At 71.5% G+C, this 15,135-nt stretch carries 15 protein-coding genes; 11 read left to right on the top strand and 4 right to left on the bottom strand.

Annotated elements, in window-relative coordinates; translation table 11 throughout:
* The first annotated feature begins 105 nt into the window (after positions 1-105).
* The 3 genes from AAH991_RS03675 to AAH991_RS03665 all read left to right on the top strand — a co-directional run bounded on the left by AAH991_RS03675 (position 106) and on the right by AAH991_RS03665 (position 2,888).
* On the top strand, positions 106-405 hold the full coding sequence (locus tag AAH991_RS03675) for a DUF4193 domain-containing protein (protein ID WP_030505490.1): 300 nt from the start codon (positions 106-108) through the stop codon (positions 403-405).
* Positions 406-424: 19 nt separating this feature from the next.
* A complete protein-coding gene (locus AAH991_RS03670; RefSeq protein ID WP_346224287.1) occupies positions 425-1,234 on the top strand; it encodes a hypothetical protein in 810 nt (269 codons plus the stop codon).
* A 256-nt stretch (positions 1,235-1,490) separates the two neighbouring features.
* Positions 1,491-2,888: an alpha,alpha-trehalose-phosphate synthase (UDP-forming) gene (locus tag AAH991_RS03665; protein WP_346224286.1), complete on the top strand. Its 1,398-nt coding sequence runs from the start codon at positions 1,491-1,493 to the stop codon at positions 2,886-2,888.
* On the opposite strand, the gene AAH991_RS03660 is transcribed toward AAH991_RS03665, so the two are convergent.
* On the bottom strand, positions 2,878-3,195 hold the full coding sequence (locus AAH991_RS03660; RefSeq protein ID WP_346224285.1) for a DUF4235 domain-containing protein: 318 nt from the start codon (positions 3,193-3,195) through the stop codon (positions 2,878-2,880). The two genes, AAH991_RS03665 and AAH991_RS03660, sit on opposite strands and share 11 nt — an antisense overlap.
* A gap of 69 nt (positions 3,196-3,264) precedes the next feature.
* Between AAH991_RS03660 and valS the strand changes: the two genes are divergently transcribed.
* The 6 genes from valS to AAH991_RS03630 all read left to right on the top strand — a co-directional run bounded on the left by valS (position 3,265) and on the right by AAH991_RS03630 (position 9,636).
* Positions 3,265-5,805, top strand: coding sequence for a valine--tRNA ligase (valS, locus tag AAH991_RS03655; RefSeq protein WP_346224284.1), 2,541 nt, complete (start codon positions 3,265-3,267; stop codon positions 5,803-5,805).
* Between the two features lie 179 nt (positions 5,806-5,984).
* A complete protein-coding gene (locus AAH991_RS03650; protein WP_346224283.1) occupies positions 5,985-7,187 on the top strand; it encodes an AI-2E family transporter in 1,203 nt (400 codons plus the stop codon).
* An 11-nt stretch (positions 7,188-7,198) separates the two neighbouring features.
* Positions 7,199-7,639: a dUTP diphosphatase gene (gene dut / locus AAH991_RS03645; protein WP_182906672.1), complete on the top strand. Its 441-nt coding sequence runs from the start codon at positions 7,199-7,201 to the stop codon at positions 7,637-7,639.
* 47 nt (positions 7,640-7,686) lie between these two features.
* Positions 7,687-8,364 (top strand): DUF3710 domain-containing protein, encoded by a 678-nt coding sequence (locus AAH991_RS03640; RefSeq protein ID WP_346224282.1) that lies wholly within the window; start codon positions 7,687-7,689, stop codon positions 8,362-8,364.
* Between the two features lie 170 nt (positions 8,365-8,534).
* A complete protein-coding gene (locus AAH991_RS03635; RefSeq protein ID WP_030505482.1) occupies positions 8,535-8,927 on the top strand; it encodes an OB-fold nucleic acid binding domain-containing protein in 393 nt (130 codons plus the stop codon).
* A 16-nt stretch (positions 8,928-8,943) separates the two neighbouring features.
* On the top strand, positions 8,944-9,636 hold the full coding sequence (locus AAH991_RS03630; RefSeq protein ID WP_346224281.1) for a DUF3159 domain-containing protein: 693 nt from the start codon (positions 8,944-8,946) through the stop codon (positions 9,634-9,636).
* 50 nt (positions 9,637-9,686) lie between these two features.
* On the opposite strand, the gene AAH991_RS03625 is transcribed toward AAH991_RS03630, so the two are convergent.
* Complete coding sequence (locus AAH991_RS03625) at positions 9,687-10,355, bottom strand: potassium channel family protein (RefSeq protein ID WP_346224280.1); 669 nt, start codon at positions 10,353-10,355, stop codon at positions 9,687-9,689.
* Positions 10,355-11,023 (bottom strand): potassium channel family protein, encoded by a 669-nt coding sequence (locus AAH991_RS03620; RefSeq protein WP_346224279.1) that lies wholly within the window; start codon positions 11,021-11,023, stop codon positions 10,355-10,357. The genes AAH991_RS03625 and AAH991_RS03620 overlap by 1 nt, the downstream gene beginning before the upstream one ends.
* A 106-nt stretch (positions 11,024-11,129) precedes the next feature.
* Here AAH991_RS03620 and AAH991_RS03615 point away from each other — a divergent pair, with 106 nt between their 5' ends.
* Positions 11,130-13,172 carry an APC family permease gene (locus AAH991_RS03615; RefSeq protein ID WP_346224278.1) on the top strand — a complete coding sequence of 681 codons (2,043 nt, stop codon included), beginning with the start codon at positions 11,130-11,132 and terminating at the stop codon, positions 13,170-13,172.
* Positions 13,173-13,221: 49 nt separating this feature from the next.
* Positions 13,222-14,493: a class I SAM-dependent RNA methyltransferase gene (locus tag AAH991_RS03610; protein ID WP_346224277.1), complete on the top strand. Its 1,272-nt coding sequence runs from the start codon at positions 13,222-13,224 to the stop codon at positions 14,491-14,493.
* Here AAH991_RS03610 and AAH991_RS03605 read toward each other — a convergent pair.
* A complete protein-coding gene (locus AAH991_RS03605) occupies positions 14,483-15,055 on the bottom strand; it encodes a TetR/AcrR family transcriptional regulator (protein ID WP_346224276.1) in 573 nt (190 codons plus the stop codon). The two genes, AAH991_RS03610 and AAH991_RS03605, sit on opposite strands and share 11 nt — an antisense overlap.
* Positions 15,056-15,135: the final 80 nt, after the last annotated feature.

Genomic DNA, 15,135 nt, shown 5'->3' with positions numbered 1-15,135 from the left:
CGATTGCACAATTTACCGGCCCCCGCGGGCACAACACCGGCCTTCCGAGCGTTATCCACGCGCGACACAGGCGCAGGCAGATAGATGAGGGGGATGGAGTAGCAGATGGCTACCGACTACGACAGCCCGCGTAAGACCGACGACGACCTCAACGAGGACAGCCTCCAGGAACTCCAGGCGCGCAGGAGCGACAAGTCGTCGGGCAGCATCGACATCGACGAGACCGATCTGGCCGAGTCGTTGGAGCTGCCGGGGGCGGATCTGTCGAATGAGGAGCTCTCGCTGCGGGTGATTCCTCGGCAGGCCGATGAATTCACCTGTTCGCGGTGCTTCCTGGTGCACCACCGCAGCCAGCTGGCCTCGGAGAAGAACGGCCAGCAGGTCTGCCGCGAGTGCGCCGCCTAGGAGACCCTTGGGAGGGTCCGTGACTTCAGCAGCGGATGATTCAAACAACGAGGTCGCCGACCTGGTCGGCAAGCTCGTCGCCTCTGAGGAGACGGACGGGGCCGAGCGGCGCCGGCTGCTCGGCCGCCTCGGCGGGGCCCTGGCACGGTCCGCGGGGAAGGCACGTCAACGGGGAGTCGGCCGGGGCCGATGGCTTGCCGACGTCTTCATGAACATCGCTCCGCGGTTACCGGTCAGGGACCTCGAGACCCTGCGGGAACACCACTACGGGCTCACCGGTGAGCAGCTCGCCGACGACCTCGTCCGCACCGCCGCCAAGGCGACGACGGCGGTCGGCGCGGTCGGCGGGGCGCTCGCCGCGGCCGAGTTCGCCGCTCCGCCGCTCCTGTTGTCCGCACCCGCCCAGATCGTGGCCGAGACGCTGGTCGTCGCGGCCATCGAGGTGAAACTCCTCGCCGAACTGCACGAGGTGTACGACGTCCGGGTGCCCGGCAACGGCACCCAGAGGGCGGCCGCGTTCGCGCTCGCCTGGTCGAAGCAGCGGGGCGTCAACCCCCTCGCCCCCGGCTCGGCCACGCTCGCGCTCGGGACCGCCGCCAAGACCGCGCTGCGCAACCGCCTGATGCGTACGCTCGGCCGCCACCTCACCACACTCGGCCCCTTCCTCACCGGCGCCGTGGCCGGCGGCGCGCTGAACCGGGCCGCCACCAAGAAGCTCGCCGCCGCCGTGCGCGCGGACCTGCGCCGCCAGCGCGCCCTGCCGCGATCCGACGCCCCCGCCTCCGAGCTGACGCCCCCGTCTTCGGGCAAACCCCCCGCGTCCGGCTGATCCCCCGCCGATCCGGTTGCGTCTCCCGGGAAAACGGGCATCAGCCCAGGTGCCCGTCCCAATCGGCACTCTCGGACCGTCCTGATCTTCAGGTAGGGAAGTGTCACCGAGTGGTCTAAACCACTTGCCGACCCCGTATGAGCTGCGTGAGATCATTCTCACAACAACCGGTGGGAATTGTGCACGTTCTTACGGGTATGGGGGTCACTGGTGACTTTCCGTATGGTGGTCACAGGCGACCACCTGGAGGAGATGCATGCGTGGCACCAGCTCATTTCTGATCGTCGCGAACCGGCTACCGGTCGACCGCGTGGGCGAGAACGAGTGGCGGCGCAGCCCGGGAGGGCTCGTCACCGCCATCGCGCCCGTCATGCAACGCCGTGACGGGGCCTGGCTCGGCTGGACCGGTGCGGCCGGAGAGGAGCTGAAGCCCTTCGACCACGACGGCATGCACCTCATCCCCATCCCGCTGTCCCAGCTCGAGGTCGAGCTGTACTACGAGGGCTTCTCCAACGCCACCCTGTGGCCGCTCTACCACGACGTGGTCGCCACGCCCGTCTACTCGCGCGTGCTCTGGGACGCCTACCGCGCCGTGAACGACCGGTTCGCCCGCGCGGCCGCGGACGCCGCCGCGCCCGGCGCGGTCGTGTGGGTGCAGGACTACCAGCTCCAGCTCGTGCCCGCGATGCTGCGCAAGCTGCGGCCCGACCTGAAGATCGGGTTCTTCCTGCACATCCCGTTCCCGCCGGGTGAGCTGTTCTACCAGCTGCCCTGGCGCAACGAGATCCTCGAGGGCCTGCTCGGGGCCGATCTCGTGGGCTTCCAGCGGCCGGGCGGCGCGGCCAACTTCCTGCGCCTGTGCCGCCGTCTGCTCGGGGTGCAGTACCTCCGCAACGAGATCCAGCTCGAAGACCGCACCGTACGCGCGGAGTCGTTCCCGATCTCGGTCGACTACGGCGAGCTGGACCAGCTCGTCCGCGAGCCCCGCATCCAGCAGCGGGCCAAGGAGATCCGCGCCGAGCTGGGCGACCCGGAGCACGTGCTGCTCGGCGTCGACCGGCTCGACTACACCAAGGGGATCGGCCAGCGGCTCAAGGCGTTCGGCGAGCTGCTCGACGACGGCGCGATCAAGCCGGACGAGGCGGTCTTCGTCCAGGTGGCGACGCCCACGCGGGAGCGCGTCGCCGAGTACATCCGGCTGCGCAACGACATCGAGCTGCGAGTCGGCCGCATCAACGGCGAGCACGGCGTGCTCGGCCGCATGCCGATCTCCTATCTGCACCAGTCGTACGCCAAGGAGGAGCTGGCGGCCCTCTACCTGGCGGCCGACGTCATGGTCGTCACGCCGCTGCGCGACGGCATGAACCTCGTCGCCAAGGAGTACGTCGCCTGCCGCCACGACCTGCGCGGGGCGCTCGTGCTGAGCGAGTTCGCCGGTGCGGCCGACGAGATGCGCCAGGCCTACATGGTCAACCCGTACGACATCGACGGCATGAAGCGGACGATGCTGGCGGCGATGCGGGCGACCCCGCACGAGCTGGCGCGCAGGATGCGCTCGCTCAGGCGCAGGGTCGCCACCTACAACGTGGACAGGTGGGCGAGCGACTTCCTCGCCGCCCTGGAGTCCGGGGAGCGGGCCGCTTCTACGGAGTGAGGTCCCGGGCGGCGTCCTTCCAGTTGCGCCACTTCTTCGCCGCCGACCGGGTGACGACGATCCTGGTGATCTCCATGCCCAGGCCCATCACCACGGCGTACGCGATCGCCTCGCCGAGCCCGATGTCGGGGGAGTCGGCGCTGGCCGGCGGCTTCTTGCCGGTGGCCTTCTCCCACGCGAACGACAGCACCTTGCGCGAGCAGAAGCCCACCGCCAGGCCGAGCAGGCCGCCGACGATACGCCACTGCATGTCGGGTTTGTCCATCGCGCCGAGTTCGCGCTTGGCCTCCCGAACCGTGTCCGCCATGATTCCTCCTCGATAACGACCTTAGTGTCTCCGCACGGGGTGGCGGTCCACGCCATACCATGTGGTGGCATGACCGAACAGCGACTCCCCGCAGCCATGCCCGAGAAACCCGCACTCGACGGCTTGGAAGCGGTATGGGTAGAGCGCTGGGAGGCCGAGGGCACCTACCGGTTCGACCGGTCCCGGGGCAGGGACGAGGTCTACTCCATCGACACCCCGCCGCCCACCGTGTCCGGGTCCCTCCATGTGGGGCACGTCTTCTCCTACACGCACACGGACACGATCGCCCGCTACCAGCGGATGCGGGGGCGCGAGGTCTTCTACCCGATGGGATGGGACGATAACGGCCTGCCCACCGAGCGCCGCGTGCAGAACCACTTCGGCGTGCGCTGCGATCCCTCCATGCCGTACGACCCGGGCTTCACGCCGCCGGAGAAGCCGGACGCCAAGCGGCAGGTGCCGATCTCCCGCCGGAACTTCATCGAGCTGTGCGAGCGGCTGACCGCCGAGGACGAGAAGGCGTTCGAGGAACTGTGGCGCCGTCTCGGCCTGTCGGTGGACTGGTCGATGACGTACGCGACCATCGACGCGGGCGCCCGGGCGGCGTCCCAGCGCGCGTTCCTGCGCAACCTCGCCCGCGGCGAGGCGTACGTCGCCGAGGCCCCGACCCTGTGGGACGTGACGTTCCGCACGGCCGTGGCCCAGGCCGAGCTGGAGGACCGGGAGTGGCCCGGCGCCTTCCACCGGATCGGCTTCGAGCGGCCCGGCGAGGGCGGTGAGGGCGGCGAGGGCATGGTGTGGATCGAGACCACCCGCCCCGAGCTGATCCCGGCCTGCGTGGCGCTGGTCGCCCACCCCGACGACGAGCGGTATCGGCCGTTGTTCGGCACCACCGTCCGCACCCCGGTCTTCGGGGTCGAGGTGCCGGTCGTGGCCCATCACCTCGCCGAGCCGGACAAGGGCTCGGGCATCGCGATGATCTGCACGTTCGGCGACGTCACCGACGTCACCTGGTGGCGCGAGCTCGACCTGCCGACCCGGCCGGTGATCGGCTGGGACGGCCGCCTGCTCCCCGAGCCGCCGCAGGGCGTGCCCGCCGAGCCGTACGCCGAGCTGGCCGGCAAGACGGTGCACAGCGCGCGCGAGCGCATCGTGGAGATGCTGCGCGAGTCCGGCCACCTGGACGGCGAGCCGCGCAAGATCCAGCGGCCGGTGAAGTTCTACGAGAAGGGCGACCGGCCGCTCGAGATCGTCACCACCCGGCAGTGGTACATCCGCAACGGCGGCAGGGACGCGCGGCTGCGCGCCGAGCTGCTGGAGCGCGGCCGGGAGCTGGAGTGGCATCCGCCGCACATGCGGGTCAGGTACGACAACTGGGTCGAGGGCCTGGCGGGCGACTGGCTGATCTCCCGCCAGCGGTTCTTCGGCGTGCCGATCCCGGTCTGGTACCCGCTCGACGCCGAGGGCGAGCCGATCCACGAGGCGCCGATCGTCCCGCCCGAGTCGGCGCTGCCGGTCGACCCGTCCAGCGACGTGCCGCCGGGATACACCGAGGACCAGCGGGGCAAGCCGTTCGGCTTCGTCGCCGATCCCGACGTCATGGACACGTGGGCGACGTCCTCGCTGAGCCCGCAGATCGCCGCCGGGTGGGAGCGCGACGACGACCTGTTCCGCCGCGTCTTCCCGATGGACCTGCGGCCCCAGGCCCACGAGATCATCCGTACCTGGCTGTTCTCCACGGTCGTGCGTTCGCACCTGGAGCACGGTGGGCTGCCCTGGCGGCACGCGGCGATCTCGGGATGGATCCTCGACCCCGACCGCAAGAAGATGTCGAAGTCCAAGGGCAACGTCGTCACGCCCATGGGGCTGCTGGAGGAGTACGGCTCCGACGCGGTCCGCTACTGGGCGGCGAACGGGCGTCCCGGCACCGACACGGCGTTCGACACCGGGCAGATCAAGATCGGCCGGCGGCTGGCCATCAAGATCCTGAACGCGTCGAAGTTCGTGCTCGGATTCCGGTCCGAGGGCGGCGGCGAGGTCACCGCGCCGGTCGACCTGTCCATGCTGGCCGCGCTGCGGGCGGTCGTCGCCGAGGCCGGCGAGGCGTTCGAGGCGTACGACTACACCCGGGCGCTGGAGCGGACCGAGCGGTTCTTCTGGGCGTTCTGCGACGACTACCTGGAGCTGGTCAAGGCCCGCGCGTACGCCGGGGACGCCTCGGCCGTCGCGGCCCTGCGGCGGGCGCTCGACGTGCTGCTGCGGCTGTTCGCGCCGTTCCTGCCGTTCGTGACCGAGGAGGTCTGGTCGTGGTGGCGGGAGGGCTCGGTGCACCGCGCCGCCTGGCCGTCCGCCGGCGAGCTGCCCGAGGCGCGGCTCGGCGACCCCGCGGTGCTCGACGCCGTGGCGGAGGTGCTCCGCCGTGTCCGGCGGGCGAAGTCCGAGGCGCGGCTGTCGATGCGGGCCGAGGTCTCCCGGCTGACCGTGTCGGGAGACCAGGCGGAGCTGGTCCGGCCGGCCCAGGACGACCTGTGCGCGGCCGGCAACGTCGAGGAGTTCGTCCTCGAACCCGGTGACGCCCCGCTCGACGCGGTCGCCGAGCTGACCGGCTGAGCGCCGACGCCGCCGGCCGCGGGGGAGACCCGTGGCCGGCGGCCGGCGGTGGCACCGCCGAATCGATCCCCAATCACGGGTAAAACGGCCGCGCGCCGTGCCCGCCGACATGCCAGGCTGGATCCGTGATCCCGTCTAACCGCAGTACCCATGAGAGGGTTCCGCCGACCCTGGCCGCGATGGCCGCGTGGAGTTGGCGGCTGCTGCTGCTCGGCGCGATGGTCTATTTCCTGTGGCAGATCATCGGCAGGATCAGCTTCGTCGTCATGCCGGTGGTCGTGGCGCTGCTGCTCGCGGCCCTGCTGTATCCGCTGACGCGGCGGCTGCGCTCCGCCGGGCTCCGGCCGATCTACGCGACGTGGATCACGATGCTGCTGGGCCTGGCGCTGATAGTCGGCATCGGATTCCTGATCGGCGTGCGGGCGAACGAGGAGTTCCCCCGGCTGGTCCTGCAGATCCAGGTCACCGTGCGCAACGTGCAGGACTGGCTGCTGCACGGCCCCCTTCACCTGAAGGAGGCGCAGATCGCCGACTTCGTGGACCAGCTCAGCAGCCAGATCACCCAATATCGCAGCCAGATCACCAGCACGGTGCTGAGCGGCGCCACCGCGGTCGTCGAGGTGCTCACCTCGATCGTGCTGATCCTCTTCGTGACCTTCTTCCTGCTGAAGGACGGCGAACGGATCTGGGGCTGGTTCCTGCGCGCCTTCGGCGACACCGCGCCGCGGGTGGACCGGGCGGGCCGGGCGGCCTGGGCGACGATCTCGCACTACGTGCACGGCACGGTCGCGGTCGCGGCCATCCACGGGGTCGTGATCGGAGTGGTGCTCGCCGGGATGCGGGTGCCGCTGTGGGCGCCCCTCGCGGTGCTCGTCTTCCTGGCGAGCTTCGTCCCGGTCGTCGGCATCCTGCTGGCGGGCGGCATCGCGACGCTGGTGACCTTCGGTTCACAGGGCTGGGTCTACGCCTTGATCTTCGTGGGCGTCCTCGTGGTCGAGCAGCAGCTCGAAAACCACGTGCTCCAGCCGCTCATCGTCGGCCGGGCCCTGGAGTTCCACCCCTTGGCGATCATCCTCGTCCTCGCGGTGGGCGGCGTGCTCGGCGGTATCGCGGGCGCCGTGGTGGCCGTGCCGCTCACGGCGGTCATCTATCGCGCGCTGCCCGAGCTGCGCCGCGGTCAGCCCGCGATCGAGCCGCCGGCGGAAGGAGGCCCGCACGGCGGCGAGGAGGCCGGCCCCCCGGACACGGAGCCCGGCGCACCCGAGCCCGCACCCGAGCCCGCACCCGGGCACGACTCCTCCGGGCGGGGCGGGCAGGAACCGGAGACGGCACGCCCGTCCCCGGGAGCGGGGGAGGCGGTGTCTCCCCAGCGCAACGGGTAGGGTCTTGCCTCATGAGCGATGTCGAGATCCTGATCCACCGGCTCGACCCCGGCCTCCCGCTCCCGTCGTACGCCCATCCCGGCGACGCCGGGGCCGATCTGTACGCGGCGGAGGACGTCGAGCTGCTGCCCGGTGAGCGGGCGGTCGTGCGGACCGGTGTCGCCATCGCGCTGCCGGACGGCTACGCCGCCTTCGTCCACCCGCGTTCGGGCCTGGCGGCCCGGCACGGAGTCACGCTGGTCAACGCGCCGGGCACGATCGACGCCGGCTACCGGGGCGAGATCAGGGTGACGATGATCAATACTGACGCCAAGGACGCGGTACGGCTCCGGCGCGGCGACCGCATCGCCCAGCTCGTCGTCCAGCGGGTGGAACGGGCGGCGTTCTATGAGGTCGACCGGTTGCCCGGCTCCGTACGGGGCACGAACGGGTTCGGCTCGACGGGGAGCTGACACCGCGGGGCCCGGGAACGGGCCACGATGCGAGGAGAGTGAGACGAGTGTTGCGACGCCGGCGACGCGTGGAGGAGGAGACCGCGCCAGCCGTCGGGCGGGAGGAGAGTCCCGCCCCGGCGCGGACGACGGGCCCCTGGGACTCCGGCGACGACTACCCGGAGGCCGAGCGGGTGGACCTGGGGGGCCTGCGCCTGCCCGTCGGTCCCGGGTTCGAGATCCAGCTCAGCATGGCGGGCGACCAGGTCGACGGTGTGATCGTCCTGGTCGAGGAGAGCGCCCTGCAGGTGAACGCCTTCGCCGCGCCCAAGCGCAGCGGGATCTGGGGCGAGGTGCGGGCCGAGCTGGCCCGCGAGGTGGTGGCCGCGGGCGGAGCCGCCGAGGAGCGGGAAGGCCCGTTCGGCCCGGAGATCGCGGCCGAGGTGCCCGCACAGGGCCAGGCGCAGGGACGGCAGCCGGTGCGCTACGTCGGCGTCGACGGGCCGCGCTGGTTCCTGCGGGCCGTGATCAGCGGCAGGGCGGCGGTCGACCCGGAGGCGGCGCGGATCCTGGAGGACGTCGTGCGCGACATCGTCGTCGTGCGCGGCGACGAGCCGATGCCGCCCAGGGAGGCGATCCAGCTCCGCCTGCCGGCCGAGGCGCGGCAGGCCATGGAGGAGCAGGGGGGCCGCCGGGAGGAGTTCCGGCCCTTCGAACGCGGGCCGGAGATCAGCGAGATCCGCTGACCTCCGCCGGGGGCGGCGCGCCGGTTGACCGAATCGGGGAGCAAGCCCTGCCCTGACCGTCCTTCTGGCCCGTACGCGGCTCACGTATGCTGCGGTGGAAAATGACGGGCCTAGGCTGGAAGCCGGGACGACGAATCCCCCTCAGGGGGAGGAAGCTGGGTGAGTGACCGATGGGCACGCCGGAGCCTGCCAGACGAGGCGGACTGCGGGGCTTCTTCCGACGGCTGACCACCAGCCAGGCCGAGCTGGAGGCCGCCGAGCTCCAGGAGGACCTGGAGCAGCAGGGGGCCACACCCATCGCCCGGTGCGGTGAGCGTCAGCGGACCTGCGTCGCGGGCACGCTGCGCACCGTCACCCTCCGCCCGCGCGGCGGGGCGCCCGCCCTCGAGGCGGAGCTGTACGACGGGTCGGACGTGATCGACCTGGTCTGGCTCGGCCGCCGGAAGATCGCCGGCATCGAGCCGGGCCGGGTGGTGCGGGCCGAAGGACTGGTCAGCGTCCAGGACGGCCGCAAGGTCATGTTCAACCCCCGTTACGAGCTACGCCCGGCCGGTGGCCCTTGATCTCTCAGGAGACCGTATGAGCACAGCGGACATGACGGCCCCCGCGGCGCACGCCACCGTTGAGGCGGCCGTTCGTGCCCAGATGAGCAAGGCGCTGGGCGGCAGGCGCGGGATCGTCGAGGCGGCCGTGCCCACGATCGCCTTCACCGGCACGTGGGTGGGCACCAGCCAGCTGAAGACCTCGCTGATCATCGGCATCGCCTCGGCGGTGGTGCTCCTGCTGGTGCGGCTCGCGCAGCGCACGACGCCGCAGTTCGTGCTCAACAGCCTCGTCGGCATCGGCATCGGCGCGTTCTTCGCGACCCGCACCGGCGACGCCAAGGACGTGTTCCTGCCGGGGATCCTCTACAACGGGGCCTACGCCGCCGGCATGCTGCTGTCGATCGTGGTCCGCTGGCCGGTCGTGGGGTTCCTGATCGGCTCGGTGACCGGCGACCCGACGGCCTGGCACAACGACTCCGCGCTGGTCCGGCTGTGCTCGCGGCTGACATGGCTGCTCATGCTGCCCTGCCTGCTGCGGGTGGTGATCCAGCTGCCGCTCTACTGGGCGGACCAGGTGACCGCCCTCGGCGTGGCCAAGATCGCCCTGGGCTGGCCGCTGCAGATCGCGGCACTGGGCGCGATGGTGTGGGTGCTCGCCCGGGGCCGCACCCCGATCGAGCCCGCTCTTCAGTCGCCCGCCCAGCCGCCCACGCAGCCGTCCGTCTGACGGAACGCGAAGGCCCCGGGCGCGTGTCCCGGGGCCCGAGCCGGTGCCGGTCAGGGACGTTCGTGGGCCGACAGCAGGACGGTGAGCTCGTGCTCGACCTCCTGGTTGGCCACGAACAGCAGTTCGTCGCCGGCCTCCAGCGGGTCGTCGGCCGAGGGGACCAGCACCCGGCCTTCGCGCAGGATCGCCACGAGGGCGGCGTCCACCGGCCACGGCACCGAACCCGCCCGCTGGCCCACCACCGGCGCGTCCTCGGCCAGCGTGAGCTCCACCAGGTTGGCCTGCCCCTGCCGGAAGGTCATCAGGCGCACCAGGTCGCCGACGCTGACCGCCTCCTCGACCAGGGCCGACAGCAGACGCGGGGTGGAGACGGCGACGTCCACGCCCCACGACTCGTTGAACAGCCACTCGTTCTTGGGGTGGTTGACCCGGGCGACCACCCGCGGCACGCCGTACTCGGTCTTGGCGAGCAGCGAGACCACGAGGTTGACCTTGTCGTCGCCGGAGGCGGCGATCACCACCTGGCAGCTGTTCAGCCCGGCCTCGTCCAGTGAGGAGATCTCACAGGCGTCGGCGAGCAGCCATTCGGCCCGCGGCACGCTGTCGATCTTGATGGCGTGGGGGTCGATGTCGATGAGCAGGACCTGGTGGCCGTTCTCCAGGAGCTCCGCCGCGATGGAGCGGCCGACGGCTCCGGCGCCGGCGATGGTGACGCGCATCAGTGCTCCTCGTCGGACGGCGGGGCGGACAGCATCTTGTTGATGCGGTCCATGTCGTTCTCGGCGGCGACCAGGTGGAGGATGTCCCCTTCCTGGACGACGGTCGCGTCCTTCGGCACCAGCGCCTCGCCCATGCGGTTGAGGAAGGCCACGCGCGCGCCGGTGACGTTCTCGATCTCCCTGGCCCGGGTGCCGATCCAGCCCTGGTGGAAGGCCACCTCGGCGAGGACGACCGTACCGGTCGGGTCCCGCCAGAGGGGTTCGGCACCCTCGGGCAGCACCCGGCGCAGGATCTGGTCGGCGGTCCAGCGGACCGTCGCCACGGTGGGGATGCCCAGCCGCTGGTAGACCTCGGCCCGCCGGGGGTCGTAGATGCGGGCCACCACGTTGTCCACGCCGAACATCTCCCGCGCGACCCGCGCGGAGATGATGTTGGAGTTGTCGCCGCTGCTGACGGCGACGAACGAGGTGGCCGAGGCGATGCCGGCCTCTTCGAGGACGTCGCGGTCGAAACCGATGCCGGTCACCCTGCGGCCCCGGAAGCCCGCCCGCAGCCGACGGAAGGCCTGCGGGTCACGGTCGATCACGGCGACCGAGTGCCCGTTGTCCTCAAGGATGTGCGCCAGGGTCGAGCCGACCCGTCCGCATCCCATGATCACAATATGCATGCTCTCCCGCCGTGGGTTGTGGCGGTCTCCTATTGCAGACAGTATGTCGCCCTCATGGCGCACCGCATGACCCGGGCACGGCACGGGGGGACTAGGCTCAACAGACGTGTCCAAGGTGCCAGATCTTGTCAAGCGGCTCCTCGTGGGGCGGGCTCTGCGAAGCACCGCGCTCCACCACCAGCTGCTGCCCAAGCGTGTGGCACTGCCGGTCTTCGCCAGTGACGCGCTGTCCTCCGTGGCGTACGCGCCGCAGGAGATCCTGATCATCCTGTCGATCGCCGGGGTCGGGCTCTACAGCATCAGCCCGTGGGTCGCGGCGGGGGTCGTCCTCGTGATGCTCGTCGTGGTGGCGTCCTACCGGCAGAACGTGCACGCCTATCCCAGCGGCGGCGGCGACTACGAGGTGGCCACGACGAACCTGGGTCCGACGGCGGGGCTGACCGTCGCGAGCGCCCTGCTCGTCGACTACGTGCTGACCGTGGCGGTGTCGGTCGCCAACGGCGCCGACTACGTGGGCGCGACGATTCCCTTCGTCGCCGAGCATCGCCCCTTGGTAGCGATAGCCATCGTCGTACTCCTGACGATCATGAACTTGCGCGGCATCCGGGAATCGGGTGTCGCTTTCGCTGTTCCGACCTACGCCTTCATGGCCGCGGTCATCGGCATGATCCTGTGGGGGCTGTTCCGCCTGCTCGTGCTGGGCGAGGAGCTGCGCGCCCCGACGGCGGACTACAAGCTCGTGGCCGAGCAGGCGGATCTGGCCGGGTTCGCGCTGGCGTTCCTGGTGCTGCGCGCCTTCTCCTCCGGCTGCGCGGCGCTGACCGGTGTCGAGGCGATCAGCAACGGCGTGCCCGCCTTCCGCAAGCCCAAGAGCAAGAACGCCGCGACGACGCTGCTGATGATGGGCCTCATCGCGGTCACGATGTTCAGCGGGATCATCTTCCTCGGCCTGAAGTCCGGGGTGACGGTGGCCGACCCCGCCACCGCGGCCAGGGACATCATCATCAACGGCCACCCGGCCGGGCCCGGCTACTACCAGCAGCCGATCATCGCGCAGGTCGCGTCGGCCGTCTTCGGCCACGGCTCGGTCCTGTTCGTCGTGATCGCCGCGGTGACCGCCCTCATCCTGTTCCTGGCGGCCAACACCGCTTTCAACGGCTTCCCGGTGCTCGGGTCGATCCTCGCCCAGGACCGCTACCTGCCGCGTCAGCTCCACACCCGGGGCGACCGCCTCGCCTTCAGCAACGGCATCGTCATCCTCGCGGCCGGGGCCTGCCTGCTGATCTGGGCGTTCGACGCGGACGTGAGCAAGCTGCTCAACCTCTACATCGTCGGGGTGTTCGTCTCGTTCACCCTCAGCCAGATCGGCATGGTCCGGCACTGGACCCGTCACCTGAGGACCGAGAGCGACGCGAGGGCGCGCTTCCACATGATGCGCTCGCGGCTGATCAACGGCTTCGGCGCGGTCATGACCGGGCTGGTACTCGTCGTCGTGCTCGCCACCAAGTTCACGCACGGCGCGTACATCGTCTGCATCGCGATGCCGGTGCTCTTCCTGATGATGAAGGGCATCAGGCGGCACTACGACCGGGTCGCCGCGGAGCTCGCCGCGCCGGAGGAGAGCGAGATCGACGAGTCGATGCTGCCGGCCCGCAACCACGCGGTCGTGCTCGTCTCGAAGATCCACAAACCCACGCTGCGCGCGCTCGCGTACGCCAGGGCGACCCGCCCGTCGACTCTGGAGGCCGTGACCGTCATGGTGGACGCCGACGAGGCGAACAGGCTCAGGGAGGAGTGGGACCGGCGCGGCATCGACGTGCCGCTGAAGATCCTCGACTCGCCCTACCGGGAGATCACCGGCCCCGTGCTCGAATACGTGAAGTCGCTGCGGCGGCGCTCGCCGCGCGACGTCGTGACGGTCTACATCCCCGAGTACGTGGTCGGCCGCTGGTGGGAGCACCTCCTGCACAACCAGAGCGCGCTGCGGCTCAAGGGCCGGCTGCTGTTCAAGCCCGGCGTCATGGTCACCAGCGTGCCGTTCCAGCTCGCCTCCTCCGACCGCCTCAAGGGCCGCAGGGAGCCGGCCGCGCCCGGCGCGTCCCGCCGCTCCTACCAGCCGCCGTCGAAGGACACGCAGGTCAAGACGTGACAACCCGGCAGCCTGCGACCGGTGCGGCGTGCCGCACCCCTCAAGACCGATGATCGACACAAGAGAGGCCGACCGGATGAACAAAGGACGGCTCGAGCTGACGGTGGACGCCGTCGCCAACGGCGGCTGGTGCGTGGCCAGGCACGAGGGCCGGGTGGTGTTCGTCCGGCACGCCCTGCCCGGCGAGCGGGTGGTCGCCGAGGTGACCGAGGAGACCGCGCGGTTCCTGCGGGCCGACGCCGTCGAGATCCTGGAGCCCTCACCCGACCGGGTCACGCCGCCCTGTCCGTTCGCCGGCCCCGGCCGGTGCGGCGGCTGCGACTGGCAGCACGCCACGCTCGCGGCGCAGCGCCGGCTCAAGGCCGACGTGGTCGCCGAGCAGTTCCGGCGGCTCGCGGGCCTGGACCTCAAGGTCGTGGTCGAGGAGGTGCCGGGGTCGGAGGACGGCCTCGGGTGGCGCACCCGCGTCCGGTTCGCCGTGGACCGGGACGGCACGGCCGGGCTGCGCAAGCACCGGTCGCACGAGATCGAGCACGTCACCGAGTGCCTCATCGCGCACCCCGCCGTCGAGGGCGTCGGCGCGGAACGCCTCGCCTGGCCGGGAGCCGCGTCGGTCGAGGTGGTGGCGGCCGCCGGCGGCGAACGCGCCGTGATCGTCGAACCCGAGCCGCGCCGCAGGGCGGTCGTCCCGGACGTCGACGCCTCGGTCCTGCTCGACGAGGGCAGGCGGGGCACGCGTGCGCTGCGCGGCCGGGCCTCGCTGACCGAGCGGGTGGGCGAACGGGACTTCCGGGTCACCGCCAGCGGGTTCTGGCAGGTCCACCCGGGTGCGGCGGCAACGCTGCTCGACGCGGTGCTCGACTTCGGCCGGCCCGGGCCGGGGGAGTGGGCGCTCGACCTGTACTGCGGCGCCGGCCTGTTCGCCGCCGCGCTGGCCGACGCGGTCGGCCCGGAGGGCGCCGTGCTCGGCATCGAGTCCGAGCCGCAGGCGGCGCAGGACGCCCGGTTCAACCTGCGCGACCTGCCGCAGGCGCGGATCGAGCGGGGCAGGGTTGAGGAGGCGCTCGACCGGCTGCGGATCGAACGGGCCGACCTGGTGGTGGCCGACCCGCCCCGCGCGGGACTCGGCCGCCCGGTGGTCGAGCGCGTCGCCGCCCTCGAGGCGGCGCGCGTGGTGTACGTCTCGTGCGACCCGGCGACCCTGGCGAGGGACGTCGCCTGGTTCGGTCAGCACGGCTACCGGCTGGAGGACCTGCGGGCCTTCGACCAGTATCCGATGACCCACCACGTGGAGTGCGTGGCCCTGCTCGTCAGGGACTGACCCCCGGGCGGGACATGCCGGCGACCAGGAGGTCCGCCAGCCGCCGGACCGCCGCGGCCCCGCTCTCGGGGGAGCCGGCGCGGAAGGAGGCGATGGCCCTCAGGCCGATCCGCACGTCCTCGGCCGACAGCCCGGGGCGGACGCCGCCCGCGCTCCGGGCCCGCTCGACGAGCCGCTCGAGCCGTCGGGCCTGTGCGCGACGCTGCCCGGCGAACGCCGCGCCCGCCGGATGGGAGCCGAGCAGCGCCTCGTTCAGCCCGCGGTGGCGTACCTGGTTGTCGGCGAACCGGTGGACGGTCACGCGCAGCGCGCGCCAGGGGTCGGGGTCGTCCAGAGCGGCACGCATCTGCGCGCCGCACACGGCCACCTGCTCGGTGAGCACGGCGCCGACGAGGTCCTGCCGCGACGGGAAGTGCCGGTAGACGGTCGCGACGCCCAGACCGGCACGCCGGGCGATCTCGTGCACGGGCAGGTCGAGACCGTCCGCGGCGAACGCGGCACGGGCGACCGCCACGATGTGCCGCCGGTTGTGCTCCGCGTCCGTCCGGGCTTTCCGAGTCAATGTGGTCCGCGCCCCTCTCACTTCCGGCCATCCGAGGCATCTGCTCCGGTCAGTCTGCCTACCGTGGTCGACGCCCAGTC

Source organism: Microbispora sp. ZYX-F-249 (genome assembly GCF_039649665.1).
Taxonomy (GTDB): domain Bacteria; phylum Actinomycetota; class Actinomycetes; order Streptosporangiales; family Streptosporangiaceae; genus Microbispora; species Microbispora maris.
Note: the sequence above shows the minus strand (reverse complement) of the source record. Positions and strands in the feature narration are given on the sequence as shown.